Annotated in this window: 26 protein-coding genes; 11 read left to right on the top strand and 15 right to left on the bottom strand. The window is 67.5% G+C overall.

Going from position 1 to position 25,315, the window contains the following annotated elements; translation table 11 throughout:
• Positions 1-13 precede the first annotated feature (13 nt).
• The 4 genes from Q9K23_RS21680 to Q9K23_RS21665 form a co-directional block, all read right to left on the bottom strand.
• Positions 14-523, bottom strand: a complete 510-nt coding sequence (locus tag Q9K23_RS21680) for a DUF4334 domain-containing protein (RefSeq protein WP_053776051.1) — start codon at positions 521-523, stop codon at positions 14-16.
• Between the two features lie 83 nt (positions 524-606).
• Positions 607-1,551, bottom strand: a complete 945-nt coding sequence (locus Q9K23_RS21675; RefSeq protein ID WP_082365651.1) for a lysophospholipid acyltransferase family protein — start codon at positions 1,549-1,551, stop codon at positions 607-609.
• Complete coding sequence (locus tag Q9K23_RS21670) at positions 1,548-2,372, bottom strand: GNAT family N-acyltransferase (RefSeq protein ID WP_082365652.1); 825 nt, start codon at positions 2,370-2,372, stop codon at positions 1,548-1,550. Before Q9K23_RS21670 ends, Q9K23_RS21675 begins: the two co-directional genes overlap by 4 nt.
• A 175-nt stretch (positions 2,373-2,547) precedes the next feature.
• Complete coding sequence (locus Q9K23_RS21665; protein ID WP_020794203.1) at positions 2,548-3,135, bottom strand: putative membrane protein; 588 nt, start codon at positions 3,133-3,135, stop codon at positions 2,548-2,550.
• A gap of 11 nt (positions 3,136-3,146) precedes the next feature.
• Here Q9K23_RS21665 and Q9K23_RS21660 point away from each other — a divergent pair, with 11 nt between their 5' ends.
• From Q9K23_RS21660 to Q9K23_RS21645, 4 genes are all read left to right on the top strand, one after another.
• Positions 3,147-3,389 (top strand): hypothetical protein, encoded by a 243-nt coding sequence (locus Q9K23_RS21660; protein ID WP_261977616.1) that lies wholly within the window; start codon positions 3,147-3,149, stop codon positions 3,387-3,389.
• 141 nt (positions 3,390-3,530) lie between these two features.
• Positions 3,531-4,604: an IS630 family transposase gene (locus tag Q9K23_RS21655; RefSeq protein WP_305950274.1), complete on the top strand. Its 1,074-nt coding sequence runs from the start codon at positions 3,531-3,533 to the stop codon at positions 4,602-4,604.
• Positions 4,605-4,660: 56 nt separating this feature from the next.
• Positions 4,661-4,999 carry an LLM class flavin-dependent oxidoreductase gene (locus Q9K23_RS21650; protein ID WP_020792357.1) on the top strand — a complete coding sequence of 113 codons (339 nt, stop codon included), beginning with the start codon at positions 4,661-4,663 and terminating at the stop codon, positions 4,997-4,999.
• Positions 5,000-5,269: 270 nt separating this feature from the next.
• Entirely contained in the window at positions 5,270-5,611 is a 342-nt protein-coding gene (locus Q9K23_RS21645; RefSeq protein ID WP_020792356.1) for a nitrilotriacetate monooxygenase component A, read from the top strand.
• An 86-nt stretch (positions 5,612-5,697) separates the two neighbouring features.
• Here Q9K23_RS21645 and Q9K23_RS21640 read toward each other — a convergent pair whose 3' ends face one another.
• A complete protein-coding gene (locus Q9K23_RS21640) occupies positions 5,698-6,654 on the bottom strand; it encodes an electron transfer flavoprotein subunit alpha/FixB family protein (protein WP_053776263.1) in 957 nt (318 codons plus the stop codon).
• Positions 6,655-6,745: 91 nt separating this feature from the next.
• Positions 6,746-7,531 carry an electron transfer flavoprotein subunit beta/FixA family protein gene (locus tag Q9K23_RS21635; protein ID WP_020792352.1) on the bottom strand — a complete coding sequence of 262 codons (786 nt, stop codon included), beginning with the start codon at positions 7,529-7,531 and terminating at the stop codon, positions 6,746-6,748.
• Positions 7,532-7,669: 138 nt separating this feature from the next.
• On the opposite strand from Q9K23_RS21635, the gene Q9K23_RS21630 reads away from it, so the two are divergent.
• The 3 genes from Q9K23_RS21630 to Q9K23_RS21620 are packed head-to-tail and all read left to right on the top strand — an operon-like array spanning position 7,670 to position 11,315.
• Positions 7,670-8,485, top strand: a complete 816-nt coding sequence (locus Q9K23_RS21630; protein WP_053776264.1) for a class I SAM-dependent methyltransferase — start codon at positions 7,670-7,672, stop codon at positions 8,483-8,485.
• Entirely contained in the window at positions 8,482-10,050 is a 1,569-nt protein-coding gene (locus tag Q9K23_RS21625; protein ID WP_053776262.1) for a glycoside hydrolase family 57 protein, read from the top strand. The genes Q9K23_RS21630 and Q9K23_RS21625 overlap by 4 nt, the downstream gene beginning before the upstream one ends.
• Complete coding sequence (locus Q9K23_RS21620; RefSeq protein WP_053776261.1) at positions 10,050-11,315, top strand: glycosyltransferase family 4 protein; 1,266 nt, start codon at positions 10,050-10,052, stop codon at positions 11,313-11,315. Before Q9K23_RS21625 ends, Q9K23_RS21620 begins: the two co-directional genes overlap by 1 nt.
• Positions 11,316-12,173: 858 nt before the next feature.
• Here Q9K23_RS21620 and Q9K23_RS21615 read toward each other — a convergent pair.
• Positions 12,174-12,929 carry an acyltransferase gene (locus Q9K23_RS21615; RefSeq protein WP_053778882.1) on the bottom strand — a complete coding sequence of 252 codons (756 nt, stop codon included), beginning with the start codon at positions 12,927-12,929 and terminating at the stop codon, positions 12,174-12,176.
• A 109-nt stretch (positions 12,930-13,038) separates the two neighbouring features.
• Between Q9K23_RS21615 and Q9K23_RS21610 the strand changes: the two genes are divergently transcribed.
• On the top strand, positions 13,039-14,373 hold the full coding sequence (locus Q9K23_RS21610; protein WP_053778881.1) for a PQQ-binding-like beta-propeller repeat protein: 1,335 nt from the start codon (positions 13,039-13,041) through the stop codon (positions 14,371-14,373).
• A gap of 10 nt (positions 14,374-14,383) precedes the next feature.
• Here the strand turns inward: Q9K23_RS21610 and Q9K23_RS21605 are convergent, their stop codons facing one another.
• Entirely contained in the window at positions 14,384-15,340 is a 957-nt protein-coding gene (locus tag Q9K23_RS21605) for a helix-turn-helix domain-containing protein (protein WP_053778885.1), read from the bottom strand.
• 148 nt (positions 15,341-15,488) lie between these two features.
• Between Q9K23_RS21605 and Q9K23_RS21600 the strand changes: the two genes are divergently transcribed.
• The gene (locus Q9K23_RS21600; protein WP_261978148.1) at positions 15,489-16,862 is read left to right on the top strand and encodes an MFS transporter; all 1,374 of its coding nucleotides are present in this window, start codon (positions 15,489-15,491) and stop codon (positions 16,860-16,862) included.
• On the opposite strand, the gene Q9K23_RS21595 is transcribed toward Q9K23_RS21600, so the two are convergent.
• Positions 16,749-18,011, bottom strand: a complete 1,263-nt coding sequence (locus Q9K23_RS21595) for a class I SAM-dependent methyltransferase (RefSeq protein WP_305950565.1) — start codon at positions 18,009-18,011, stop codon at positions 16,749-16,751. The two genes, Q9K23_RS21600 and Q9K23_RS21595, sit on opposite strands and share 114 nt — an antisense overlap.
• Before the next feature lie 116 nt (positions 18,012-18,127).
• Between Q9K23_RS21595 and Q9K23_RS21590 the strand changes: the two genes are divergently transcribed.
• Entirely contained in the window at positions 18,128-19,336 is a 1,209-nt protein-coding gene (locus Q9K23_RS21590) for an alpha/beta hydrolase (RefSeq protein WP_020794724.1), read from the top strand.
• A 198-nt stretch (positions 19,337-19,534) separates the two neighbouring features.
• Complete coding sequence (locus Q9K23_RS21585) at positions 19,535-19,894, top strand: hypothetical protein (RefSeq protein WP_261978145.1); 360 nt, start codon at positions 19,535-19,537, stop codon at positions 19,892-19,894.
• Positions 19,895-20,263: 369 nt separating this feature from the next.
• Here Q9K23_RS21585 and Q9K23_RS21580 read toward each other — a convergent pair whose 3' ends face one another.
• From Q9K23_RS21580 to Q9K23_RS21555, 6 genes are all read right to left on the bottom strand, one after another.
• Positions 20,264-20,593 (bottom strand): hypothetical protein, encoded by a 330-nt coding sequence (locus tag Q9K23_RS21580; protein ID WP_020794732.1) that lies wholly within the window; start codon positions 20,591-20,593, stop codon positions 20,264-20,266.
• The gene (locus Q9K23_RS21575) at positions 20,593-21,438 is read right to left on the bottom strand and encodes a phage major capsid protein (RefSeq protein WP_020794730.1); all 846 of its coding nucleotides are present in this window, start codon (positions 21,436-21,438) and stop codon (positions 20,593-20,595) included. The genes Q9K23_RS21580 and Q9K23_RS21575 overlap by 1 nt, the downstream gene beginning before the upstream one ends.
• A 107-nt stretch (positions 21,439-21,545) precedes the next feature.
• Positions 21,546-21,962 carry a hypothetical protein gene (locus Q9K23_RS21570; RefSeq protein ID WP_020794734.1) on the bottom strand — a complete coding sequence of 139 codons (417 nt, stop codon included), beginning with the start codon at positions 21,960-21,962 and terminating at the stop codon, positions 21,546-21,548.
• A complete protein-coding gene (locus Q9K23_RS21565; RefSeq protein ID WP_020794731.1) occupies positions 21,959-22,540 on the bottom strand; it encodes a hypothetical protein in 582 nt (193 codons plus the stop codon). The genes Q9K23_RS21570 and Q9K23_RS21565 overlap by 4 nt, the downstream gene beginning before the upstream one ends.
• Positions 22,540-23,826, bottom strand: a complete 1,287-nt coding sequence (locus Q9K23_RS21560; protein WP_020794726.1) for a phage portal protein — start codon at positions 23,824-23,826, stop codon at positions 22,540-22,542. The genes Q9K23_RS21565 and Q9K23_RS21560 overlap by 1 nt, the downstream gene beginning before the upstream one ends.
• Positions 23,823-25,292, bottom strand: a complete 1,470-nt coding sequence (locus Q9K23_RS21555) for a terminase large subunit (RefSeq protein ID WP_020794723.1) — start codon at positions 25,290-25,292, stop codon at positions 23,823-23,825. Before Q9K23_RS21555 ends, Q9K23_RS21560 begins: the two co-directional genes overlap by 4 nt.
• Between the last annotated feature and the right edge of the window lie 23 nt (positions 25,293-25,315).

Genomic DNA, 25,315 nt, shown 5'->3' with positions numbered 1-25,315 from the left:
CGCCGGGGTTCGCTCAGTCGCGATCGAGGTAGAAGTACAGGTGACGGCCGTCGACGACGCCCGCCTTGCCGTTCATGATGCCCATGACGGTCGTGTCATCCACTCGTTTGAAGTGATCGATGATCGGCCGGCCGTCGTAGACCATGGACGCGGTGACCTCGCCGCGGAACTCGATGTTCCACAGGCTCGCCTCCCCCTTGCCGAAATCGGTGTTCGAGTACAGCTCGCCGTCGGCGTCGCGGCAGACCAGCGGCTGTACCGCGTCGCGGGCGACGAAGGTCTTGCCGTACCAGCCCATCGTCGCCAGCATCCCGTTGGCGGCGTGGCCGGTGGTGAACTCACCGCCACGCCACCGTCCGTACATCTCCTCCGGCCGCAGGGTGCTCAATCCCGCCCAGACCGCGTCGAGATCGGCGTCGTCGACCCGTCCCCCGGCCTCCCGCAGTTCGGCGAATCGAGCCCGGGCCGCGTCTGCGGTCAACTTCTCGGGACGCCTCGTGACGGAGTTCGGGGTGTCGGACATGGATGGGCCCTTTCGGTCCGGCGATCACTAGGCGGTGTTCCGTGGGTCACGGCCGCCCGTGCATCATATATGTTGTCCGATCGTCACCCATGGTGTGTGGGTGTGGCCGTACCGCGCTCCCGGTGGACCGACCGGACCAGCAGCTCACACCGTGCGGCGAGTTCCCGGCGGTCACCGTGCGGCAGTTGCGGTTCGTGCAGGCAGACATGCACCACCACCCGGCGCGATCGCAACACCCGGCGAAGGGTGTCGGCCGGGCCGTCCTCGCCGATGAAACCCGGTTCGGCGGTGTGGCAGCCGTCGACGGTGAACCCGATCCCCACCGGCAGGATCGGCACACCCGCATCCAGTGCGGACTGGAAGAACGCCGGATGGAATCGGCCCTGCGCACCCCCACACCAGGTGGTGCCCTCCGGGAACACCGCCACCGAGGCGTCGGCCTCCAGTCCCGCGGTGGCGACGTCGACCACCCCGGGCAGACTCCGCAACGATCCCCGGTCGATGGTGATCACCCCGAATCGACGGGCGAGCACCGACACCAGCGGCATCGACGCGACGTCGGACTTCGCGACGAACCGGGACGGCTGGACCACCGCGATCGCCAGGATGTCCAGATACGAGATGTGATTGGCCACCACCAGTCCGCGTGTGCGTGACCCGAACGGGCGACGATCGTCGATGACGATCCGAATCCCGATGGCCCGCAACATGGTCAGGGCCGAGGCACGCAGGAATGCGCGCCGCACCAGCCGCGGGAGCGGGGTGACCAGCGCCCCGGCGACGGCGATCGTCATCACCGCCAGCACGAGTTTCACCGTCCGCGCCGCCATCAGCATCGCACCCGCCGCGCTCGCACCGATACCGGCGCGGCACCCGTCACCACACGGGCTGGCCGGATACCACGCGTGCACCTGCCGCGAATCCGGCTGTGCCACAGCACACTCGACGTCGGCGACGGCGGCGAGCCGGACCACCCCGGTGGCCTCGACCGCGACGACGCCCACCTCGTGGGCGGCGGCCACGCTCATCCCCGCTCACCGCCCAATCGCGCCACGGTGTCGCGGAGCCGGTCGAGGTAGCGGGCATTGGCACGTCGCTGGTCGAGCACCGTGAGGAAGTCGCCCACATCGAAGACCTCGTCGACCGCCGGTTCGCCGCAGACCTGCGCACACAGCCGCAGGTAGGCGCGCATCAACGGCGGCAGACAGACACTCGCGGGCCCGGTGATGTCGTCGAGCAGGACCCCGTCCACCCGGCCCCTGATGTGCGGATACACCTGCCACGGCGCGGCGTGCCGATCGCGCAGGAGGTCACGCGCGCCACGCAGGGTGGCACCGCGGGCGAGCACCCCGGGTCCTGCCAGCGGTACCGACACCGACCCGATCACGTGGCGATATCCCGATTCCTCCAGGTACCGGAACAGTGCCGCCCACAGCAGCGCGGTGACCGCGCCACTGCGATGGCCGTCGAGCACACATGCGCGGCCCATCTCCACGGTCGACGCCCCGATCTCGTCGAGTTCGGAGAGGTCGAACTCGGTGGCCGAGTACCACCCGCCGGCCGCGATCGCCCGCGGCGGCGGGAGCAGTCGGGCACAGCCGATGACACCGTGGTCGTCGTGCCAGGCCAGCAGGTGCTCACAGAACTCGTCGAACCGGTCGGCGTCGCGTCGGGTGCCGGCGTCGCCGATGGAGTCGGAGAAGCCGGGTTCGGCGGCGAAGACCTCGTAGCGCAGCTGCTGGGCCGCGACGACGGCGGCCGGGTCGTCGGTGAGCACGATCCGCAACGCGCCTGCGTCCACCAACGTGCGCGACAGTTGGGGAAGGGCGGTCACCTGCACAGATGTCATACCCAGATGAAAACGAGATGGAACGTCGCGCCGGCGACCCCGGTGTGTCGTGTCGGTGCTGGTGTGGTGAACAGGTCGGCGCCTGAGCCGCCTGCCGATGAACACCTGCCAAAACACCGGTGACCCACCAACGACATTCGCTCACGACGGCGGTCTGATCTGTCGACCCACCTGACTACGAATCACCGTTCCCTGCTCTCGACAGCGGTATCAATGCGATCGAGGCCACCACCGCCCCGGCACCGCAGATCACCAGGAAGCGCCAGTCCCCCAGCCACGCACCCATCAGTGGCGAAGCCGCCCGTGCGACGGCCATCGGGACGGTGATGACCGCCAGCACACTGGCGAAGTGGGCGACCCCGAAGTTGTCGGCGACGATCGACGGCCGCGCGATCACACCGACCCCCTGCCCGATCCCGACGGCCGAGACGCAGAGCAGCGTCGCCGGGATCGACAACCCGGCCAGCGGCAGCATCAGCAGTCCCGCACCCTGGATCGCGAAGGCCCCGCAGGTGACCGGGGCCAGTGCGACTCCTCGCAATACGGTGACCAGAGCCAATCTCGACAGGATCTGCATCGCGCCGATCGAGATCGGGATCGAGGTGGCGATCCACATGGAGTGGCCCACCGACAACAGGTACGAGATCACCAGCAGCAGGAATGCCGCCACCGATCCGGCCTGCCCCACGAACGCGATGAGCAGGTACCAGAACCGCCGCTGCCGAAGTGCGGTGCCGATCGGGACGCCCGTCCGGTGCTCCACCCGACTCCGGTGTGCACGCCCCGACGGGATCACCAGCCGAGTATCTCGCCGCCGACCACGCGCTGTTGGGTCCGGCCGCGACACTCGCCGACGAGCTCGCGGCCGATCCGGCGGTGGCGCTGGCCACCGATCTGCTGGTCAGCTTCGTCCCCGGGGTACCCGACCGTGACGAACACATCCGTCTACTCGAGTCCACCGCCCGTGACCTGGCGCCACGGCTGGGGTGGGCCCCGTCCGAAAGAGGCCGTCCATGACCGGATTCCACCTCACCATCTCCCTGATGACGCCGGGGCACTTCCAGCAGGCGTGGCGGCTGCCGCACGTCGATCCGCTCGCCTACCTAGTGGTTCGTGTCGTTAGTTCCTAAATTCTTGTGGATTTGTGAGAATTACCGCATGGCGAATTCTCCGGCCCCAGCATTGATCCTTCGGGATGGTGATCGGGATGTGTTGTTGTCGTGGACGCGTGCCACGACGATCTCTTCGGGCCTGGCGTTGCGTGCCCGGATCGTGTTGCTGGCCGCTGACGGGCTCGCGAACGCACGGATCGCGGACGCAACCGGAACGACCACGACAACGGTATGGAAGTGGCGTAAACGCTATATCCAGCAAGGCATATGCGGTCTCGACGATGCCCCTCGGTCCGGGCGACCCCGACATGTCGATCCCGAACGGATCATCACCACAACTCTGAAGCCACCACCGAAGAAGTACGGGGTCACCCACTGGTCCTCACGGTTGCTGGCCGAGCACCTCGGTATCGGTAACGCCACGGTGGCCCGGGCATGGCGGGCCTACGGGGTACAACCCTGGCGAGCCGAGACATTCAAGTTCTCCACCGACCCGGAGTTGGTAGCCAAGGTCACCGACGTAGTCGGGCTGTATCTGGCCCCACCAGACAATGCGATCGTGCTGTGTGTGGACGAGAAAAGCCAGATCCAAGCGTTGGACCGGACCGCCCCCATGCTGCCGGTCCGGCCCGGTGATGTGGAACGACGTACCCATGACTACAAGCGTCACGGGACGACGACGTTGTTCGCCGCGTTGGAGATCGCGACCGGACAAGTCACCGCAGCAGTCAAGCCGAAACACCGGCGCCAGGAGTTCCTGTCGTTCCTCCGGCAGATCGACCGCGCCTACCCTGACCAGGAGCTGCACGTGGTCATGGACAACTACGCCACCCACAAGACCCCCGAAGTACGGGCCTGGCTACAGGCGCACCCGAGGTTCCACACCCATTTCACCCCGACTTCGGGTTCCTGGCTCAACCTGATCGAGGTGTGGTTCGCGATCATCGACCGACAAGCGATCCGCCGCGGCATCTTCACCAGCGTCACCGACCTCAACGCCAAGATCCGGCAATTCATCACCGGCTGGAACAATCGGAAACATCCATTCGTCTGGACGAAGACCGCCGATGAAATCCTGAAAAAGGCCAACCGTCAAACAATTTCAGAAACGAACCACTAGACATCGACCATTTCCGGCGGCTCGCCCTGATCGCCGAGGAGGCGACCATCGACGCGGTGTTCCTCGGGGACGGACCGGCGCTGCGCGGTGAGATCGAGGAGGGTCCCGGTACCGGTCTGGATCCGGCTGTCCTGCTGGGGCATCTGGCCGCGATCACCGAGAACCTCGGCACCGTGGTGGCCGCATCGACCACCTACAACTCGCCGTACAACCTGGCCCGCCACTTCCAGGCACTCGATCATGTGACGAAGGGACGTGCGGCGGTCAACATCGTGACCACCGGAACCCCGGCGGCCGCAGCCAACTTCGGGCTGCCCGCCCATCCCGACAAGGAGTCGCGGTACCGGCGGGCGTGGGAGTTCCTCGAGGTCACCACCCGCCTGCGGGACAGCTGACAGCCGGATTGGCTTGTCGCCGAATAGGAATCGGGACAGTACGCGATCCCACCCGGATCCGCGGCACCGACCACGAGGGCGAGTTCTTCTCGGTGGCAGGCCCGTTGCCCGTCGCCCCCGGACCGCAGGGCAGGCCTGTCGTCGTGCAGGCGGGAGGCTCTGCTCACCACTCTCGGTCTGCCGCCCGATTCGTTCGGCCCCGACGACCCGATCTCGGCTGACGACCTCCCCGACACCATTCCCGGTACCGCGTTCTCCACCGGCTTCAGCGTGTCCACACGTGCACTGATCGCCCGATCACCGCGCACGCCACGCGAACTCGTGCAGTCCGGGGCGGGCGGATCGGGACACCGTCTGGTGATCGGCTCGGCCGAGCAGGTCGCCGACGATCTACAGTCGTGGTTCGAGGCGGGTACCGCCGACGGGTTCACCATCATGCCCGCCGACACGTCGGTCGACCTGGAGAACTTCGCCAGGCTGGTGGTCCCGATCCTGCAGGAGCGCGGGCTGTTCCATCGCGACTACCCGGCGCGGACGCTGCGCGAACGGTTCGGTCTGCCGTTCCCCCATGCGCGGGATTCGTCCGAGAACGCCTCGGCCGCATCGGCTTAGCCGTCACGGACCGCCGGACCACGGACGGACAGAACCGAAGAAGCCCCGCCACATCAGATGTGGCGGGGCTTCTTCGGGATCTCAGATCACTTGCGCTTAGTGACCTCTTCGGTCAGCTGCGGTGCGACGTTGAACAGGTCGCCCACGATACCGAAATCGGCGATCTCGAAGATCGGGGCCTCTTCGTCCTTGTTGACCGCGACGATGGTCTTCGAGGTCTGCATACCCGCACGGTGCTGGATCGCACCGGAGATACCCAGGGCGATGTAGAGCTGCGGCGACACGGTCTTACCGGTCTGACCGACCTGGAACTGACCGGGGTAGTAGCCCGAGTCGACCGCTGCACGCGACGCTCCCACGGCCGCACCCAGCGAGTCGGCCAGCGCCTCGACCACGGAGAACTTCTCGGCCGAACCCACACCGCGGCCACCCGAGACCACGATCGAGGCCTCGGTCAGCTCCGGACGGTCGCCGCCCACGTTCGGCTCGACCTTGGTGATCTTGACGGCGTTCTCCGCAGCGGCGGGAACCTCGACGTCCACACGCTCACCGGCGCCGGCCTGCGGAGCTGCCTCCACACCACCCGGACGGACCGAGAACACCGGGGTGTCGCCCTTGGCCTGTGCCTCGACGGTGAACGCGCCACCGAAGATCGAGTGCACGCCCACGGCGCCGTCCTTGATGTCGATGACGTCGGCGAGCACACCCGAACCCAGGCGCACGGCCAACCGGCCCGCGATCTCCTTGCCGTCGGCGGTGGCCGCGACCAGGATGCCGGCCGGGGCGGCCGACTCCGCGATCGACGACAGCACGTCGACCTGCGGGCTGATCAGGTAGGTGGCCACATCGTCGGACTCGGCGACGTAGATCTTCTCCGCGCCGGCCTCCTTGAGACCGTCGATCACGCCGTCGGCCGCACCGGGCTTGCCGACGACGACCGCCGCCGGGGTGCCCAGGGCACGCGCCGCGGTGATCAGCTCAGCGGTCACCTTCTTCAGGGCGCCCTCGGCGTCCTGCTCGACCAGAACGAGAACTTCTGCCATTTCCTCTACTCCTGAATGTCTTTGAGATGCCCTGCGCCACACCGTCGGAACCGGTTGGCGCGGGCTGTGATGGTGGGGTCTACCGGTCGAGCTAGATGATCTTCTGCGAGACCAGGTACTCGGCGACCTTCACGCCACCGTCACCCTCATCGGCGACACGCTCACCGGCGGTCTTCGGGGGCTTCGGGGTGGAGCTGGTGACCGTCGACCCGGCGTTGGCCAGGCCCACATCGGTCGGCTCGACGTCGATCTCGGCGAGCGTGACGACGGTGACTTCCTTCTTCTTCGCGGCCATGATGCCCTTGAAGGACGGGAAGCGCGGCTCGTTGATCTTCTCGTTCACCGAGACGATCGCCGGCAGTTCCGCGGTGATGTGGTAGATACCCTCGTCGGTCTCGCGCTCACCGCTGAGCGTCTCACCCTCGAGGGTCAGCTTGCGCAGGTGCGTCAGGTGCGGCAGTTCCAGGTACTCGGCGATCATGGCCGGGATCGCACCGACACGGCCGTCGGTGGCCTCGTTACCGGCGATGACCAGCTCCACACCCTCCACGGTGCCCAGCGCACGGGCCAGCACATACGCGGTCTGAACGGCATCCGAACCGGCGAGCAGATCGTCCTTGATGTGGATCGCCTTGTCGGCACCCATCGACAGGGCCTTACGGATCGCCTCGGTCGCCCGCTCCGGGCCGGCGGTCAGCACGGTCACCTCGCCGCCGTTGGCTTCCTTGATCTGCAGTGCTTCTTCGACAGCACGCTCGTTGATCTCGTCGAGCACGGCGTCGGCGGCCTCACGGTCGAGAGTGAAGTCGTCGTCGGAGAGCTTGCGCTCAGACCAGGTGTCCGGGACCTGCTTGATCAGAACGACAATGTTGGTCATGGGTCTGCGTCGACCTCCTGCGTCGGGTTCGGCAACTTACCGGCGGGTAAGGCCATCGGTCCCCTCACTTTAACCCGTCATATCCACCGGTAGAACATCGACTACCTCACAGTACGCCGGGCGACTAGTGTCGTGGGGATGACCGACGTAGACCGGGCACCCTCGTCCGGCGCATACCAGGCACTTTCGGCAGATGAGCAGCTCGCCCTGACCGGTGAGCGAACCGTTCCCGGAATCCCCGCGGAGAACTACTGGTTCCGCCGCCACGAGATCGCCTACCAGCACATTCTCGACCGGTGTGCCGGACGCCAGCTGCTCGAGGCCGGCTCCGGGGAAGGATATGGTGCGGCGATGCTCGCCGACGCCGGAGCACAGGTGACGTGCGTCGACTACGACGAGTCCGCGGTCGCCCACACCCGCCGCCGGTATCCGCAGGTGACGATCCAGCAGGGCAATCTCGTCGATCTCCCGCTGGCCGATGCCTCGGTGGACACCGTGGTCAACTTCCAGGTGATCGAGCATCTGTGGGATCAGCCCGGCTTCATCGCCGAATGCGCGCGGGTGCTGCGTCCCGGCGGGGAACTGCTGATCGCCACCCCCAACCGCGTCACCTTCTCTCCGGGCCGCGACACCCCGCTCAACCCGTTCCACACGCGGGAACTGAATGCCGACGAACTACGTGAACTGCTGGTCGACGGCGGCTTCGACGTGACCGCGATGCTCGGCGTCTACCACGGCGAACCGCTGGCGGCGCTCGACCGCAAGTGGGGCGGATCGCTGATCGACGCCCAGATCGAGCGGGCGCTGGCCGGTGAGGACTGGCCCACCGACCTCGTCGACGACGTCGCCGGTGTGCGGGCCGCCGACTTCGCCGTGCTCGACCCGGCCGATGCGGGTGTCGGGATCGACGACAGCCTGGATCTGCTCGCGATCGCGGTGCGTCGCCCATCGTGACCACCACTTCATCGCAGCGGACTGCCGGCGTCGAACCGGTACCGGGACAGTTCACGCTCGTCCTGCATTCCCATCTGCCGTGGCTGGCCAACCACGGGCGGTGGCCGGTCGGCGAGGAATGGCTCTATCAATCGTGGGCGGCGTCCTATCTTCCCTTGTTCGCGATGCTGCGCCGCCTGGCCGACGACGGGCACCGGGATCTGATGTCGCTGGGCATCACCCCGGTGCTGGCCGCCCAGCTCGACGACCCGCACTGCACGAGGTCGATGTACGAGTGGCTGGCCGACTGGCAGCTGCGCGCCACCGAGGCCGCGGTGTCCGACGACGCCGACCGCCGCACCCTGGGCCATCGTGAATACCGCACGGCTGCCGAGGCGATCACCGAGTTCGAGCGCCACTGGCGTCACGGTGGCTCACCGACCATCCGGGCGATCGCCGAGACGGGGGTGGCCGAGATCCTCGGCGGTCCGCTCGCGCATCCGTTCGCCCCGCTGCTCGACCCGCGGTTGCGGCAGTTCTCGCTCGGCGAGGGTCTGGCCGACGCGCAGACCCGGTGGGGGTACACCCCGCGCGGGATCTGGGCGCCGGAGTGCGCCTTCGCGCCGGGGATGGAGGACGAGTACGCCGCGGCGGGCGTCGAACACTTCATGGTCGACGGTCCGACGCTGCGCGGCGACACGACGCTGGGCCGTCCGGTCGGCGACACCGGGGTACTCGCCTTCGGTCGTGACCTCACCGTCAGCTACCGGGTGTGGTCACCCAAGTCCGGCTATCCCGGCCACGCCGCCTACCGGGACTTCCACACCTACGACCACGAGACCGGTCTGAAACCCGCTCGGGTGACCGGGAAGTCGGTGGCCGGTCCGGACAAGAAGCCCTACGACCCGGCTCGCGTGGACGCGGTGATCGACCGCCACGTCGAGGACTTCGTGGAGCATGTGCGTGGGCGTCTGGTCGACGAGTCGGCACGGATCGGCCGGCCGGCACTGGTGGTCGCCGCCTTCGACACCGAACTGTTCGGGCACTGGTGGTACGAGGGCCCGATCTGGCTCGAGCGTGTGCTGCGCCGGCTCCCGGAGGTGGGTGTCACCGTCGGCACCCTCGCCGGGGCCGCCGACGCCGGCTATGTCGGTGCACCGATGGATCTGCCCGCGTCGTCCTGGGGATCGGGTAAGGACTGGCGGGTGTGGAACGGCCCGCAGGTGGCGCATCTGGTCCAGCTGAACGCCGAGGTCACCCAGACCGCCCTCGACGCGGTGGACAAGCTGGTCGAACCGGGGGCCGGACGCAACCGGGTGGCCGACCAGATCGTGCGGGAGGCGTTGATGACGGTGTCGTCGGACTGGCCGTTCATGGTCTCCAAGGACACTGCCGCCGGCTATGCGGTCGACCGTGCGCACACGCATGCGCACGCCACCCGCGAGATCGTCGACGCCGCACTGCGCGGCCAGGCCGACGAGGCACGGCGGCTGGCGGGGAACTGGTCTGCCGCGGACAATCTGTTCGCAGATCTCGATGCCCGTCGGGTGGGCGACGGGTCGCAAGCACTGCGTGGGGGGAACTGATGAAGATCTTGCTGGTGTCCTGGGAGTATCCGCCGGTGGTGGTGGGTGGTTTGGGCCGACACGTCCATCACCTGGCCACCGAACTCGCCGATGCGGGGCACGACGTCGTGGTGCTGACCCGCAGGGCGTCGGGTACCGATGCGTTGACGCATCCGACCACCGACACCCGCACCGACGGCGTGCGGGTCATCGCGGTGGCCGAGGACCCGCCGGAGTTCGACTTCGGCACCGACATGATGGCGTGGACGCTGGCGATGGGCCACGGGTTCATCCGCGCCGGCCTGACCATCCTGGCCGGTGAACGTGGCTCCAGCGCGACCAGCTGGACCCCGGATGTGGTGCACGCCCACGACTGGATCGTCGCGCACCCGGCGATCGCACTGGCCGAGATCTTCGATGTCCCGATGGTCTCGACGATCCATGCCACCGAGGCCGGCCGGCACAGCGGTTGGGTCAGCGGGTCGATCAACCGCCAGGTGCACTCGGTGGAGTGGTGGCTGGCCGCCGAGTCCGACGCGGTGATCACCTGTTCGGAATCGATGCGCGACGAGGTGACCCGACTGTTCTCCCCGCCGTGTGAAGTGCAGGTGATCCACAACGGGATCGACGCGCGCGCATGGCCTTTCGCTCCCAAGACGAAGCGCTCCGGACCGGCCGAGCTGCTGTTCGCCGGGCGACTGGAGTACGAGAAGGGCGTCCAGGACCTACTGGCCGCACTCCCCCGGATCCGGCGCACCCATCCGGGTACCACCCTGACCATCGCCGGGGCCGGGACCCAGCTGGACTGGCTGACCGAGCTGGTCACCAAGTACCGGTTGACCCGGGCCGTGACATTCCTCGGCGCCGTCGACCATCATCGGCTCGTCGAACTGATGCACCGCTGCGATGCGATCGTCCTGCCGAGCCGGTACGAGCCGTTCGGGATCGTCGCACTGGAGGCCGCCGCCACCGGCATCCCGCTGGTGGTGTCGACGGCCGGCGGACTGGGCGAGGCGGTGCGCCAGCCGGAGACCGGCCTGTGTTTCGCGCCGGCCGACGTCGCCGGGCTGACGTCCGCGGTCCGCCGGACGCTGTCGGATCCGGAGGCCGCGGCGGTTCGTGCCCGCCGAGCCCGCGACCGGTTGGGTGCCGACTTCTCCTGGGCCGAGGTGGCCGAGCGCACCGTGGCGGTCTACACCGCCGTCAAGCGCCGCGTCCGCCAGCCGCAGGGCCGCCCCACCATCGTCGAACGTCCCCTGCCCGAACGCGATCCCGGAAACCCCTAGGTTCGCAGCCAGTGCACGTCGTCGTCGGACCACCGTCCGAGGTGGCCACCAGCCGAGGTGACCTGCGGAGATTTCGACACGGGTCCTCGCCTAACGGCTCGGTCCCGGCTCAACCACCAAAGCTACAGCCGCAGTATGCAATTGATGGTTGAGCCGACGAGCGAAGCGACGAGTCGAGTCGAAACCTCAGACAGCCGACATCGCCGAAGCGACCGCCCCAGAAGTGGAAACGAACACAAATCACCCCACCAGGTTTCGACACGGGTCCTCGCCTAACGGCTCGGTCCCGGCTCAACCACCAAGCCACAGTTGACCATTGACGATTGATCAAACTACGAGTGCAGCAGGCCTCGGCTCAACCACCAAGCCGCAGTTGGCCGTTGACGGTCGAGCAAACAATGAGTGCAGCAGGCCCCGGCTCAACCACCAAAGCTACAGCCGCAGTACGCAATTGATGGTTGAGCCGACGAGCGAAGCGACGAGTCGAGTCGAAACCTCAGACAGCCGACATCGCCGAAGCGACCGCCCCAGAAGTGGAAACGAACACAAATCACCCCACCAGGTTTCGACACGGGTCCTCGCCTAACGGCTCGGTCCCGGCTCAACCACCAAGCCACAGTTGACCATTGACGATTGATCAAACTACGAGTGCAGCAGGCCTCGGCTCAACCACCAAGCCGCAGTTGGCCGTTGACGGTCGAGCAAACAATGAGTGCAGCAGGCCCCGGCTCAACCACCAAAGCTACAGCCGCAGTACGCAATTGATGGTTGAGCCGACGAGCGAAGCGACGAGTCGAGTCGAAACCTCAGACAGCCGACCTCGGAACGGAACCACCACCCGAGGTGGCCGCCGACCGCTCACTTCGCCGATCGGGCGGCAGCCGCTGCTTTCTTGCGTTCGATGTCGGCGAGGGCACGTTCGAGTTCGACACGCTGTTCGGCGCCGGCCGCCCAGGCGTCCTGCCGGTTCTTGACCACCCGGGCCGGGGCGCCGACGGCGATCGAGTAGTCGGGGATCTCGCCCTTGACCACTGCGTGCGAACCCAGGACGCAGCCGCGACCGACGACGGTGTTGCGCAGGACGGTGACCTTCGCGGCCACCCACGTGTCGGGGCCGATCCGGACCGGCCCCTTCACGATGCCCTGATCCTTGATCGGCATGGTGATGTCGTCCATCTTGTGATCGAAGTCGACGAGGTAGCACCAGTCGGCGACCAGGGTCGACCCGCCGATCTCCATGTCGAGGTAGGCGTTGACCACGTTGTTGCAGCCGAAGACGGTCTTGTCGCCGATCCGCAGCGAACCCTCGTGGCAGCGGATGGAGTTGCCGTCGCCGATGTGCACCCAGCGTCCGATCTCCATACGCGCCATCTCCGGGGTGGCGTGGATCTCCACGTTGCGACCCAGGAACACCATGCCGCGCAGCACGATGTGCGGGTTGGCCATCCGGAACTTCGCCAGGCGGTAGTAGCGCACCAGGTACCAGGGGGTGTACGCCTTGTTGCGCAGCACCCAGCGCAGCGAGTCACGCGTCAGGAATCGCACCTGTGCGGGGTCGCGACGCCGCCCGGCCCGCCACCGGGAACGGTAGCTGGCATTCCACATCGTCGTCATGGGCAGCAACCCTACGCGTCGTGGTCGCGGGCCCCGGCGAGCCCACACGCTAGGCTCTACCGGTGGTGCTGCCGGGTTCCGACCGGCGGCTCGAGGACAAGGAGCATCGATGGCGGCTGCCCTCCGACCGCACCGGGCGCGTCGACTTCCGGCAGCCGTGGCCGTGGTGCTCGGTCTTGTGACCGCACTGGTCCTGAGCTCCTGCTCGGACGGCCACATCGACGTCCGCTCGATCGCCGGTGCCGGCTGGTCGAGTTACGGCGGCAACGCCGCCAACTCCAACTTCGCCTATGCATCGGTCCCCGACGATCTCGCACTGAGCTGGACCCGCCCGACGGGCGGAACCGTGACCGCGCCGGTCACGATCTCCGGCAGCGGCAACGTGGGGGTCACCTCCAACTCCACCGGCTGCGACCTGCTGGTGCTCGACCCGCGCGGTGGGCGCAAGAACTTCTGCAAGAACATGCGCGAGGGCATGTCGTCGAATGCACTGCTCACCGACCAGTACGACCAGCCCTACATCGGTGAAGAGGGAATGTTCCTCGCCTTCAACGCCGGTGGCGCGATCCGGTGGCGGATGCCGATGATCGGGGTGCCGTTGTCGGCGAAGTTCGCCGGCCCGGGGATGGTGCTCGCGGTGACCACGCAGGGCCAGATCCTGCTGATGAACAGCCAGACCGACGAGTTCATGGCCCCCGAGGTGCGACTGCGCCCGGAGGCCGACCCGGCCGACCCGCTCTACGGCTTCGGCGACTGCGTCACCAACGGTCCGCGATGTGTGATCCCGGCCCCGCCTGCCGTCGACGTCGCGCACGAACGCTTCTTCCTCAACGTCTGGCCGTCGGGCGCGATCGCCAGTGAGGTGCGGGGCTTCGCCTACGACGAGACCGGCGGCGCCCGCACGGTCCGCGAGCTGTGGAAGGCACAGGTTCCCGGCGGCGTGGTCGGCCCGACGACGGTCTCCGCCGACGGCAACACGTTGTACGCGTTCAGCCGGCTCGGGCAGATCGTCGCCCTCGACGCCGCGACCGGATCGACCCGCTGGACCTACGACAACGGCGGGTACGGCTTCGCCACGATGACCGTCTCCCCCGACGGCCTGATCGTCCCGACCGGCGTGATCGGTGCCCCGCTGACCCTGATCCGCGACCACGGGGATCGCGCCGAACGCGTGTGGCAGCGTACCGATCTCGCCGCGGTGAGCCTGTCCACGCTGACCGCCGCGGGTACCGCGTGGACCGTGGTACGCGAACCCGGCAAGGACACCCTGGCCCTGACCGAGGTGTCGGCGACCGACGGCAAGACGCTGCGCAGCATCGAGATGCCGGAGTCGGCGGGATTCACCACCGGCATCGCGGTGTCGGCGGCCGGGCAGATCGCCACCGCCACCAACCTCGGCGAGGTCTACTACTTCGACTCCAAGGCCAACATCCCCGGCGCCTGACCCGGATCGCTCACACCCCGCGGAAGGTGCGCCGGTACGCCGACGGCGCCATCCCCAGTTCGGTGCGCAGGTGATGCCGCAGGTTGTCGGCGGAACCGAGTCCCGACCGTGCGGCGATCACCTCCACCGACAGGTCGGTGGTCTCCAGCAGCTGCCGGGCCAGGTCGAGTCGACGTTCACGCAACCACGCCCCCGGTGCACGGCCGGTCTCGGCCCGGAACCGGCGGATGAAGGTACGTGAACTCATCCGGGCATGGGCGGCAAGGCGATCGACGGTCAACGGCTCCGCCAGACACGACAGCGCCCACTGCTGGGTGGGCGCGGTGCTGCGGTCGGCCTCGACCGGCAGACGGTGTTCGATGAACTGTGCCTGACCGCCCTCACGCCACGGAGGTACGACGCAGTGCCGGGCCACCCGGTTGGCCACCGCCGCACCGTGATCGCGACGGATGATGTGCAGGCACAGGTCGATTCCCGCGGCCAGCCCCGCCGAGGTGAGCACGTCACCGTCGTCGACGAACAGCACCGACTCGTCGAGGTCGACGTCGGGGTAGAGCCGTCTGAAATCGTCGGCATACCGCCAGTGGGTGGTGGCCCGGCGTCCGTCGAGCACCCCCGCGGCACCGAGCACGAAGGCGCCGGTGCAGATCGACACCAGCCGCGCGTCGGGGCGCCGTGACGCCAACGCCGCGGCGACGTCGTCGGACAGGATGCCGTCGCGCCGGGCCGGCGGGAACCGGGTACCGGGGACGATCACGGTGTCGGCGTCGGCGATGGCCTCCAGTCCCGCCTCGGCGACCCATCCGTACCCGCTGGTGGTGGCCACCGCACCGGTGGACAGTCCGACGGTGGTGACGTCGTAGAGCCGGTCACCGATGTCGTCGCATGCCTCACCGAGCAGCAGCGGCGGGATGGAGGCGTCGAATCCGACGATCGGCGGCAACAGCAGGACGACGACCGACTGCACCCCGGTCGAACGCGCGGCGGTGGTGCCCACCGAATCCACCTGCTCCGTGTCCGCCTTGTCCGACTCGATCCGAACAGTGGCATGATCTTCCGACATATTGGCAATCATGCCACTGGTTCGGATGTCGGGTCGGACCGATGATGGATCGGTGAGTTCACCAGCCCCCGCCATCGGTCCACGTCGCCCCGTCCGCCTGCACTGGGCGTGGATCGTGGCCGGCGTCGGTTTCGTGGCCCTGCTCGGCGCCGCCGGGTTCCGTGCCGTCCCGAGCGTGATGATGGATCCGCTACACATGGAGTTCGGGTGGTCGCATGCCACCGTCGGTGCGGCGATGTCGATCAACATGGTGCTGTTCGGTGTGACCGCACCGTTCGCGGCCGCACTCATGGATCGCTTCGGGGTCCGCCCGATCCTGGCGATCGCGCTGCTTCTGATCGCCGCGGGCACCGGCCTGGGTGTGTTCATGACCGCGAGCTGGGAGCTGCTGATCCTGTGGGGTGTGCTGGTCGGACTGGGCACCGGATCGATCTCGATGGGATTCGTCGCCACCATCTCCACCCGCTGGTTCGTCGCCCGGCGCGGTCTGGTCACCGGCGTGCTCACCGCGGCCTCGGCGACCGGTCAGCTGATCTTCCTGCCGGTGGTCGCCCATCTCACCGAGACCTACGGCTGGCGATGCGCGTCGGTGGTGGTCACCGTGTCGGCACTGGCCGTGGTGCCGTTGGTGCTGCTGTTCATCCGTGACCATCCGCGCGACGTGGGCACGACCGCCTACGGGGCCGCATCGGACACCCCCGACCCCGACGCCGCGGACCCCGAGATCCCCGAGCGCGAGTTCGGTTCTGCGGTCGCGGGATTGATCCGGGGCGTACGGGTACCGGCGTTCTGGCTGCTGGCCGCGAGCTTCGCGATCTGCGGGATGACCACCAACGGCCTGATCGGCACCCACTTCATCCCCGCGGCCAACGATCACGGCATGCCCACCACCGTCGCCGCGTCGCTGCTGGCGACCGTCGGGATCTTCGACGTCGCCGGGACGGTGCTGTCCGGATGGCTCACCGACCGGGTCGATCCGCGAGTGCTGCTGGTGGTCTACTACCTGGGGCGCGGGGCGTCGTTGATGGCGCTCCCCGTGCTGCTGAGTCCCCATGCCGAGCCGAGTACCTGGGTGTTCATCGTCTTCTACGGCCTGGACTGGGTGGCGACGGTGCCCCCGACCATCGCGATCTGCCGGCACTACTTCGGCGCCGACACCCCGGTGGTGTTCGGGTGGGTGTTCGCCTCGCATCAGATCGGTGCGGCGGTGGCGGCCTTCGGTGCCGGCTACCTGCGAGATGCGCAGGGTTCCTACGACACCACCTTCCACGTCGCGGCCGGGTTGTGCGTGGTCGCCGCGGTGTGCTGTGCCTCAATCCGTCTGCGGCGCAGTGCCGTCGAACCTGTCGTTGCGGATACCGGCCTCGCAGACAAAGGCGACGCCCTTGCGGCCGATCCGGGTCAGTACCAGCGCGAGCTGTCGTGATCCCTTGGGTTTGAGCCGCTTTCGCAAGGCATCCGGATCGACGTCGAGGCCGCGGACCAGGATCTCCAGACTGCCGCCGTCATGTGCTGCGACCGACTTGCGCAGCACCTTGTCGCCGGTCGAGTCGAGGCGTTCGAGGATACGGAAACCCCGTGCGCCGAGCGGGATCTCGTCCCCGGTCAGGTAGGCGATCTGCGGATCGAGTTGCCACAGGTGATGGCGGTGGGCGTAGTGGCGGACCAGTCCGGCACGCACCACCGCACCGTCGGGGTCGATCAGCCACCGGCCGGGGTCACCGGCGGCACCGACGTCGTCGGGTTCGGCCGAGGTGATCTCCTCGGCCCACACCGATCCGTCCGGTGTGGTCCGCAGGACGGTGGCGCGCTGACCGTCCCCGATGCCCGGCCCCACCCACAGGCAGGCCTCCCGCACGCCGGAGTCCAGGGAGGTCACGTGTACCTCACCGACCACCCCGAACTGCTCCCGTAGCTGCCGGTAGTCCAGTCCCGGTGCGCATTTCACCACCAGCGGGCGGCCCGCATAGGCCGTCAGCACATCGGGTAGCGGCGGGGTGAGCTGGTCGAGCCGGAACACCCGTGATCCGCCGGTCCGACGGGCCGGGTCGGCGACCACGACGTCGGCGGTCGAGGTGGGGGTGAGCGCGTCGGCGACGAGCAGGGTGGGCGGCGCGCCGGCGACGATGTCGGGATCGGCGGTGTTGTGCCGGGCCATGGCCAGTCGCACGCGATCGAGATCGCTGCCGATCACGCCGCCGAGGCCCGGTGCCGCGGCGAGTTCGACGAGTTCGGCGCCGATCGAACAGGTCACGTCGTGCACCACCGCCCCGGGATGGCGGGCGGCGAGGTCGGCGGCACGGTGGGCGGCGACCACCGATGCGGTGGCCTGCTGTACCGCGTCGTCGGAGGCGAGCAGCCGTTGCGGGTTCCGGAGCCGGCCGGCGGCGCGGCGTCGACAGCGGACGGTCTCGATCAGCGCCGCATCGTGGTCGGGGTGATGTCGGCGCACGTCGGCGACGTCGGCGAGCATCGATGCCGGTGTGAGTGCGAGCCGCGCCACCGCGTCGAGGGCCTGCTCTCCCGCCGGGGACCGGAGGAAGGCGACGTCCTCGACGGTGAAACGGTAGGGCATGGCGGTGCGGCGCTCCCGGCGGCAGGGGTTCACGGATGGGAGTTCAGCTTCGCACATCCGGCTCCCGGCGTGTCGACCTCACCCCGATGGCGCGGGCCACCGGCGATAATCGGGGGATGAGCGCCGACGAGGTGACCGGTGACGACGTGCGTCCCGACGAGCTGGGCGGGTCCGCCGCGGTCCGCAGTGCGTGGTGGTCGCAGCTACCCGATGCCCGCCGCGACCAGCTGTTGACCGATCATCCGGAATGGATCGGCAACAGTGACGGTATCCGCGCGGCCGACCGCGACGCCGCCAACCGGGCGATGATCGCCCGGGTCAAGGCCGATCTGACGCGTCGCAGCGACGAGTTGGCCGCACGTCTGACCGGCAACCGGTTCGGTGGCAGGTTCACCAGCGACGATGCCCGAAAGTGGTACGTGGACCGCAAGATCGACGACATCGGTGCGATCGAGCGGGAACTGCGGCGCAGCGAGAGCGCACATCCGCGGCTGCTGATCTCCTTCGACATGTACAGCGGCGAGCGTGGCCATGCGGCCCTCGCCGTCGGCGACCCGGACACCGCCGATCACATCGGGATCTCCACACCGGGACTGGGCACCACCATCGACCCGTCGCTGACCGGCGACCTTCCGTATCAGGGCATGGGTGGCGAGGCCCGGCTGCTGCGCGAGGAGGCGTTGCGGCAGTTGCATCTGGCCGGACGCGAGACCGAGGCTGTGGCCGCGATCGCATGGATCGGTTATGACACACCGAATTTCACCGGACCGGGCGGGAAGGTGTCGACGGCGCGAGGTGCCCTGCACGTGGCCACGGCAGGCAAGGCCCGTGACACCGCGCCGATCCTGTCGCGGTTCTACACCGGAATCGTCGCGGCGTCGGATCGGCAGCCGCACCTGGTCGCACTCGGCCATTCCTACGGATCACTGGTCACCGCCGAGGCCCTGCGCATGACCCGCGATCTGGTCCACGACGCCGTCTTCTTCGGCTCCCCGGGCCTCGGCGGCGACCGCGGGTACGACATCGACTACGGCCCGGATGATTTCAACCTCGTCGGCGGCAGGTCGTACCTGTTGCGCAACGACGACGACCCCATCGCCACTCTCGGGATCTTCGGCAGCGATCCGGCGTCGAGCCCCGAACTCATCCGACTGACCACGCATGCCGGCACCGATCGGACCGGCATCGTGCGTGTGGGGAGTACCGGTCACGCCACCTACACCCGCGACGTGGAGAACAAGGCCCCGATGGCGCAATACAACATGGCCGCCGTCCTCGCGAGGCTGCCGGAGAACCTGATCTACGACGACGACATCACGGTCTGATCTGCCGACTCCGCTCCGGGCCCTCTCCCACGGGGATCGCCGGCCGGCCGCTGCGGCGGTGACCGCGCATCAGGCGTGTGGTCGGCGCAGAGGGGCGTCGGGTCGACGCCGCCGGAGGGGGAACGTCCGATGTGACGAATCCCAAAGCCCAACAGTGGAGATTGACATATTAGGTAAGGCTAAGGAAACATGCAGCACATGATCAAACGACTGATTCTCCTGTCCACTGCCGTCGGCGCAACCGCGGTTGCCGGACTTGCCGTCGGCGGTGGCGTGGCATCGGCCGCAGTACCCGACGGAACGTACAACCTGTGCGTCGAAACCCGTTACGGCAGTTCGGTGGAGCAGAAGTGCTCGCCGTACGAGGTGAAGGGTGATCAGCTGATCGGCACCGCCGGTACCCCGCTGACCCTCGTCCAGACCGCCACCGGCGGCTACGCCGACATCCCGCCGATCAGCCGCCTCACCCTGATCCGGACCAGCACCGGATTCAAGGCCATCAACTCGGTTCTCGGAGTCCCGGTCGCCACCTCGAGCTTCAATCCCGTCGAGAACTGACCGACCTCCACTGCGAGGGGCTGCCCATCGCCGATCGCCGGCGGTGGGCAGTTCTGTCGGTCGAGTCGGGTCCACCCGCGACGAACCAGCCGGAGACCTCCACCGCCGACCGCATACCGCATACCGAACTGCCCACCACCGGACTTCCGGCGGTGGGCAGTTCTGTTGGCCCAGGCGCACTCTCGATGCGCCGATCGGCTACTCGGGCTTGGTACCCGTGACCACGACGTTGTAGAAGAATCGCGTCCTGGGCGTTTGCATTGTTGGCGCGTGTTGACGAAATGCACTCACCCCAGGTCAGAGCGTTGCAGTCGTTGGCACACGATGGCCGCTTGTGGAGCTACTGCGGACGCACTGCGGACGGACTGGCTACTGTGCGCGCTTCCGGTACCGGTTGAGGACGAACAGTTCGGCCAGTGTCCATCCGGTGAATCCGGCACCGTTGACTGCGTGGCTCATCGGGCCGGCGGTGTCGGTCCTCGATGGCGCCTGATCGGGGTAAGAGACCAGGCGTGCCGTTGCGGTGGTTATCACTGCGGCGATCTCGTCGTTGGGGTCGACGTCATCGAATCCGTTGCCGCGGGTGTAGGCGCGGGCCATTGCGGTGACGATGGTGGCGTGCTGCTCGGCCAGGGCGGCGAGTTCGCCGTCGTCGCCCCGGCCGAGGAAGTCAGCTACGTCTTGACCGGTGACGGCCATCAGGAACCGCTGGTGCCGAGGACCGCGACTGCCTCCGGGTGCAACAGGCCGAGGTCGTAGCGGGTGGTGACGCGCAGACCGACCTGGTCGTACTCGGCGTATCGCTCGGACAGCACGGTCACCGAGGGGCTGGTGTCGCGGGCGATGGCCACGGTCGACATGTCGGCGAGGATGGCCTGGCCCTGGGGGAGCTTGTTGGTGACGGTGGTGGGGATCCCGAACAGGGTGGTGCCGCCGGCCTTCGACGGATCGGGCTCGAGCAGGTACCGCTTGCTGCCGGTGGTTTCCTTGATCTTGCGGAGGGTGGCGAAGTCGGCGCCGGAGAGGAACCAGCGGGTGGGCTGGATCTCCTTGGCGTTCAGGGCAGCGATGGCGTCGAGGAGGGTGTCAGGGTCGGTCGGGGTGAAGGCGCCGGTGGTGACGCCGGACTGGCGGGTGATGCCCTTGATCGAGTCGGACGCGCCGGTCCCCTGGAGTAGTGCGTCGTCGAGGGCGTCGGAAACATCCTTGATCAGTCGAGCTTTGAGGACGGCGTCGATGCCGATGATCGACTGGCGGACGAGTTCGTTGGTGTATCGGAGGATGATCTTGATGCTCTTGCGTTCGTTGGGCATCAGCGTCATCTCGTCGAACTCGATCTCGCCGTCGTCGGGGATCAGGCCACCCTCGCCGACGAATCCGGGCGTCGACCCGGACACGAGCTTGGGGATGCGGAGTTGGCGGGCGGTGTCGAAGATGCGGGGCCCGGACCCGAGGACCACGGAGGCTGCTTCGAGGGGTTGGACGAGCAGGCTCGATACCTGGTCTGCGAGAAGTTCGTTGTTGGTTGCGGTGGACTCGGCCACGGTGTGCTCCTGGGGAGTTGAAGGGAATGGTCACCTTCGCCACCAGGACGACTCAAGGGGACTTTCACCAGGAAAGTCCCCTTGACTATACCCCTGCGGGTATGTGTCTAGTGTCCTCCGAGCAGGCCGAGAAGGTTCACATCGTTGGCGTTGGCGGTTGCACCCTGTCCGATGTCGCCGACCGGCCGGCGTGCGGCCAGGTGTGGTTTCGCGGTGAGCAGTTCGTCGATCGCTGAAGCCAGTGACGTGCCGTCACGGAGATGCTCGTCGTCGAAGGGGAGGTCGCTGGCGTCCTGGAGTCGGCCGGTTTGCTCGACAAGGGCACGGTGCAGGCGGTGCGCGAGTTCGTCGGCCTGCTGGGCACGCTGCCGGTACTTGCCGTTCTCCTGGCGCAGTTTCTCGACGTAGGCACGGTCGAACGTGTCGGGCTCAACCTGCTCCTGTTCGTCGACCGTCGGGCTGTCGTCCTCGGCCGAGGTCTCCTCGGCGATCGACTCGGGCTGAACCTCGGTGGTGTCAGTCATCGAATCCCCTTCTCTCGTGCTGTCTTCCATGTCTCCTTGATCCCTTCTGCGATAACAGGTTTCGGGGTGCAGGTGCATCCCTTGTGGTGTTGGAACGGGTGCTCGGCGGGCCAGACGCGGCCCTCACGCCACCACCAGGTGCACAGCTGGCAGGCCTTCGCCGACTTCTGCCTCACCCATCCCTTGGTCTTGCCCGACCGGATCATCGAGTCGGAGTACGACTTCGCCGCGGTCTCGAGTGGTTCGCACCGGGCCAACCGCGCAACGATCGTCTGAGACACGGCGGACGCTTCGGCGACATCGAGGACAGTGCCGGCGGCTTTGGTCAGCCGGTCGAGGTCGTCGGGCCGAACGCTGCTCACGACCGGTGCCGGTGTACCCAGCTGGGTCATCAGCTCGGAGGCGTAGGCCATGCGTGCAAGCGCATCGGCTTGTCCGTTGCTGACTGCGATGGCGGAGGCGATGTACTGGATGCACTCGTCACGAGACAACGCGCCGGACAGCCACGCGTTGTAGGCGGCGAGCACCTGTCGCTCGGATCTCTCCGACAAGGCGACGAGGTGGTCACGGTAGGCCATCAGCTCACCAGCTTGGTCAAGTCGACGGCCATCGAGTTGAGGGCGTCACCGCGTCGTGCGGCAGCGATCTCGATGACCTCGGTGTCGGAGTAGCCCAACCGCTTGAGCGCGTACGAGGACGGCAGCAGGCCCGCCTGGTAGAGCTTGACCACCGCGTCGGCCTCTTGGGCGATCGAGCGGGTCGCGGCGTCTGCCCACGTCACCCGCACGTCGACATGTTGCGGATCGGCACCGTCGCGGACCCCGACGATCAACCGGGCCACGTCTTCCCAAGCTCGTCCGAACTGGGCCTGACGGGCCTCGGCGCGGGCGGTCAAGCTGGCCTCGGCGGCACGGAGGGCATCGGCGGATGCCGGGGTGTCCGACAGTTGCCCGATGTAGTGGGCAGGCAGCGCCGAGACGGCCATGATCTGACCGAGCAGCACATCTACCGCGGTCTTGTATCCCTCGAGGCCGGCGGCGTCGAGCTGACCGAACTTGGCGGAGTCGTTCTCCGAGATCATGGCTCGGTTGCCCTCGGGGATCGGGTTCACCGCGTTACCGTCGTCGTCCTCTTCGAGTTCGATGCCGGTGGCCCAGCGTCGCGGCCGACCCACGAACTCCGAGGTGGTCATCATGTCCACGAGCACCTTGTTCAGCGCATCCACCAACGGCTTGAGGTCATCGATCTCGGAGACCCCCACCTCGTCGAGGAGGCGGTCGCCGTTGCGCAGGCGGACCACCGGCACCACGCCCAGCGGGTTCGGGATCTCCTCGATGGTGCGGAACCCTTGGGTGGTGGCCCCGGTCTGCTCGGCCCGCAGCCGCAGGATCAGATCGGGGAAGAACACGGTGGCCTCGGTCGTCGTCGCCGTCTCCCAGCGTTTGACCGCGGCAGTGATCCGGCGGGTACCCGGATCGGTCAGCACCGCAACCTGTTTCGGCGACTCGATGGTGACCTTCGGCCGGCCGGACCGATCGGCCCACACGATCACGAACCCCTGACCGAGGAGCAGGGCTTCACGGTGGGCGATACCCGACTCCTGATCGAGGTCGTTGCGGAGCCAGTCTGTCCAGACGTCGGCGCCGACGAACCCGGTGACCCGTAGTCGTTCGGCCAGCGAGGTCACAGCCAGTCGCGGAAGGTTGGTAGCAAGTCGACCGAACCTGTCTCCCAACGCCTTTCGAGACTCGGGGCTGAGGAATGCCAACGCCTGCTCGCCGGCGTAGTAGCGGTCGAGGTCGGCATACCGTGCAGCCGGTTCGTCGATCTTCTGTAGCAGGGTGGTGAGCAATTGTGTGTTCATGCGAAACTCCTTGTCTTGGAACGCTTCTTGTGGGTTGCGCGCCAGGTGGCGCGACTGTGGGCCATGACCAAACATGCGGCCAGGTCGATCTTGCGGGCCGACCGAGATCGGCTCGCCTTGGACAATCGGATACCTCGGGCATCCTCTTGGATCACCGCAGCAGCAACATGTTCGGCCAGCGTCACATCGCCCGAGTGTGAGATCCGACCGTTGGTTGCCGCCGAGAACAAGTCGGTGGTGGCCGCGGTCAGTCGTGCCGGTGAGTGTGGGAACTCGACCACCGGCAGACCCTCCGACTCGAGGATCTGCAACGTCCGAGTCCACCGGAACGGATCGGCGATGATCTCCACGACGTCCCACCGTCGGCAGGCGTCCCGGATGGTCTGCTCGACCTCGGCAACCGGCACCCGATAGTTCTCGTCACCCGGCGGCTTCTGCCACACCTTCACCTTGTCGACATGTGGCTCGGCGCCGACCGTCGCCACCAGCAATGCGGTGGTGTCATCGGAGAACGAACCATCGAGAGCGATCACCACGTCGGCGCCGTCGGGAACCGGCTGTCCGGTCGACAACCCCGCCCACACCCCGGCAGGCAGGAACGCGCCGTCGGTGTCGGTGGCGAACTGACACAACCGGGCCCGCCGGAACGTCGACTCCCGAGTCTTGGGCGGCAGCAGGGCTACGAGGGCGTCCCGGTGGAGAAAGTCGTCGAGCGCGGGATTGGCCAGCTCCCAGCAATGCGTGCAGTCGACAGGGTGATCCTCGAACCCGGCGGCCGAGAACTCCCGCCACACCAGACTGCCGTCCTCGGGATGCTCGGCAGCGTAGTTCCTCAGATCCGCGAGGACCTGGTCGTTGACGTTCGGGCCGGGCGTGCCGATACAGATCAGCGTCGATCGTTCCCGCTTACCCTGAGCCAGCGTCAGGACCTCGTAGGCATCCCGGTTGGCCACACCAGCCTCGTCGAGGATCGCCAAGGTGTAGTCCAGGCCCTCCAGTGATGCCGGTGACGCCGGCAGGCAATGGAAGTACGAGTCGGTGGTCGGCCAGTACAGCTTGTCCTTGAACACCTGCACGCGCGCCGACAACTCGTCATCGAGCTCGACCATCCGGCGGGCGATGTTGAACACGATGCCGGCCTGACGCTCATCCACGGCGACCACCGCCACCACCGCACCCTCACCATCGGTGAAGAACCGGTACAGCCCGTACGCGGCGACCAGCGTGGACTTACCTTGTCCTCGGGGCAGCATCCACCCCGCAGTGCGCGGTGGCAGCTCGGCGTCCTCGACCGACCCGATCAGACCGAGCTGCCAGGGCCGCAACCGCAGTGCCTTCTTGGCATTGGTTCCCTTGGGCACCTTGATGAACTTCTCGGCGAACGACGCGAACCGTTTTGCCCCCGTTGACCTGGGGCGGAAAGGCAGCGGAGTGACGTCCACCTTGGCCTTCGGACCGGCCTTCACCGATACCCCCCAGGGGTGTGTAA

It is taken from the genome of Gordonia sp. NB41Y (assembly GCF_030718915.1).
Classification (GTDB): domain Bacteria; phylum Actinomycetota; class Actinomycetes; order Mycobacteriales; family Mycobacteriaceae; genus Gordonia; species Gordonia desulfuricans.
This window is presented reverse-complemented; position numbering and strand designations above follow the sequence as displayed.

Coding starts and splice junctions, on each gene's coding strand:
- Q9K23_RS21580 (WP_020794732.1), bottom strand. CDS start 20,593: ATGGCCGTCACCGGTCAAGACGTAGCTGACTTCCTCGGCCGGGGCGAC.
- Q9K23_RS21675 (WP_082365651.1), bottom strand. CDS start 1,551: ATGAGCGTGGCCGCCGCCCACGAGGTGGGCGTCGTCGCGGTCGAGGCC.
- Q9K23_RS21620 (WP_053776261.1), top strand. CDS start 10,050: ATGAAGATCTTGCTGGTGTCCTGGGAGTATCCGCCGGTGGTGGTGGGT.
- Q9K23_RS21570 (WP_020794734.1), bottom strand. CDS start 21,962: ATGACTGACACCACCGAGGTTCAGCCCGAGTCGATCGCCGAGGAGACC.
- Q9K23_RS21655 (WP_305950274.1), top strand. CDS start 3,531: ATGGCGAATTCTCCGGCCCCAGCATTGATCCTTCGGGATGGTGATCGG.
- Q9K23_RS21610 (WP_053778881.1), top strand. CDS start 13,039: ATGGCGGCTGCCCTCCGACCGCACCGGGCGCGTCGACTTCCGGCAGCC.
- Q9K23_RS21560 (WP_020794726.1), bottom strand. CDS start 23,826: ATGAACACACAATTGCTCACCACCCTGCTACAGAAGATCGACGAACCG.
- Q9K23_RS21565 (WP_020794731.1), bottom strand. CDS start 22,540: ATGGCCTACCGTGACCACCTCGTCGCCTTGTCGGAGAGATCCGAGCGA.
- Q9K23_RS21670 (WP_082365652.1), bottom strand. CDS start 2,372: ATGACATCTGTGCAGGTGACCGCCCTTCCCCAACTGTCGCGCACGTTG.
- Q9K23_RS21635 (WP_020792352.1), bottom strand. CDS start 7,531: ATGACCAACATTGTCGTTCTGATCAAGCAGGTCCCGGACACCTGGTCT.
- Q9K23_RS21595 (WP_305950565.1), bottom strand. CDS start 18,011: ATGCCCTACCGTTTCACCGTCGAGGACGTCGCCTTCCTCCGGTCCCCG.
- Q9K23_RS21615 (WP_053778882.1), bottom strand. CDS start 12,929: ATGACGACGATGTGGAATGCCAGCTACCGTTCCCGGTGGCGGGCCGGG.
- Q9K23_RS21585 (WP_261978145.1), top strand. CDS start 19,535: ATGATCAAACGACTGATTCTCCTGTCCACTGCCGTCGGCGCAACCGCG.
- Q9K23_RS21630 (WP_053776264.1), top strand. CDS start 7,670: ATGACCGACGTAGACCGGGCACCCTCGTCCGGCGCATACCAGGCACTT.
- Q9K23_RS21640 (WP_053776263.1), bottom strand. CDS start 6,654: ATGGCAGAAGTTCTCGTTCTGGTCGAGCAGGACGCCGAGGGCGCCCTG.
- Q9K23_RS21680 (WP_053776051.1), bottom strand. CDS start 523: ATGTCCGACACCCCGAACTCCGTCACGAGGCGTCCCGAGAAGTTGACC.
- Q9K23_RS21590 (WP_020794724.1), top strand. CDS start 18,128: ATGAGCGCCGACGAGGTGACCGGTGACGACGTGCGTCCCGACGAGCTG.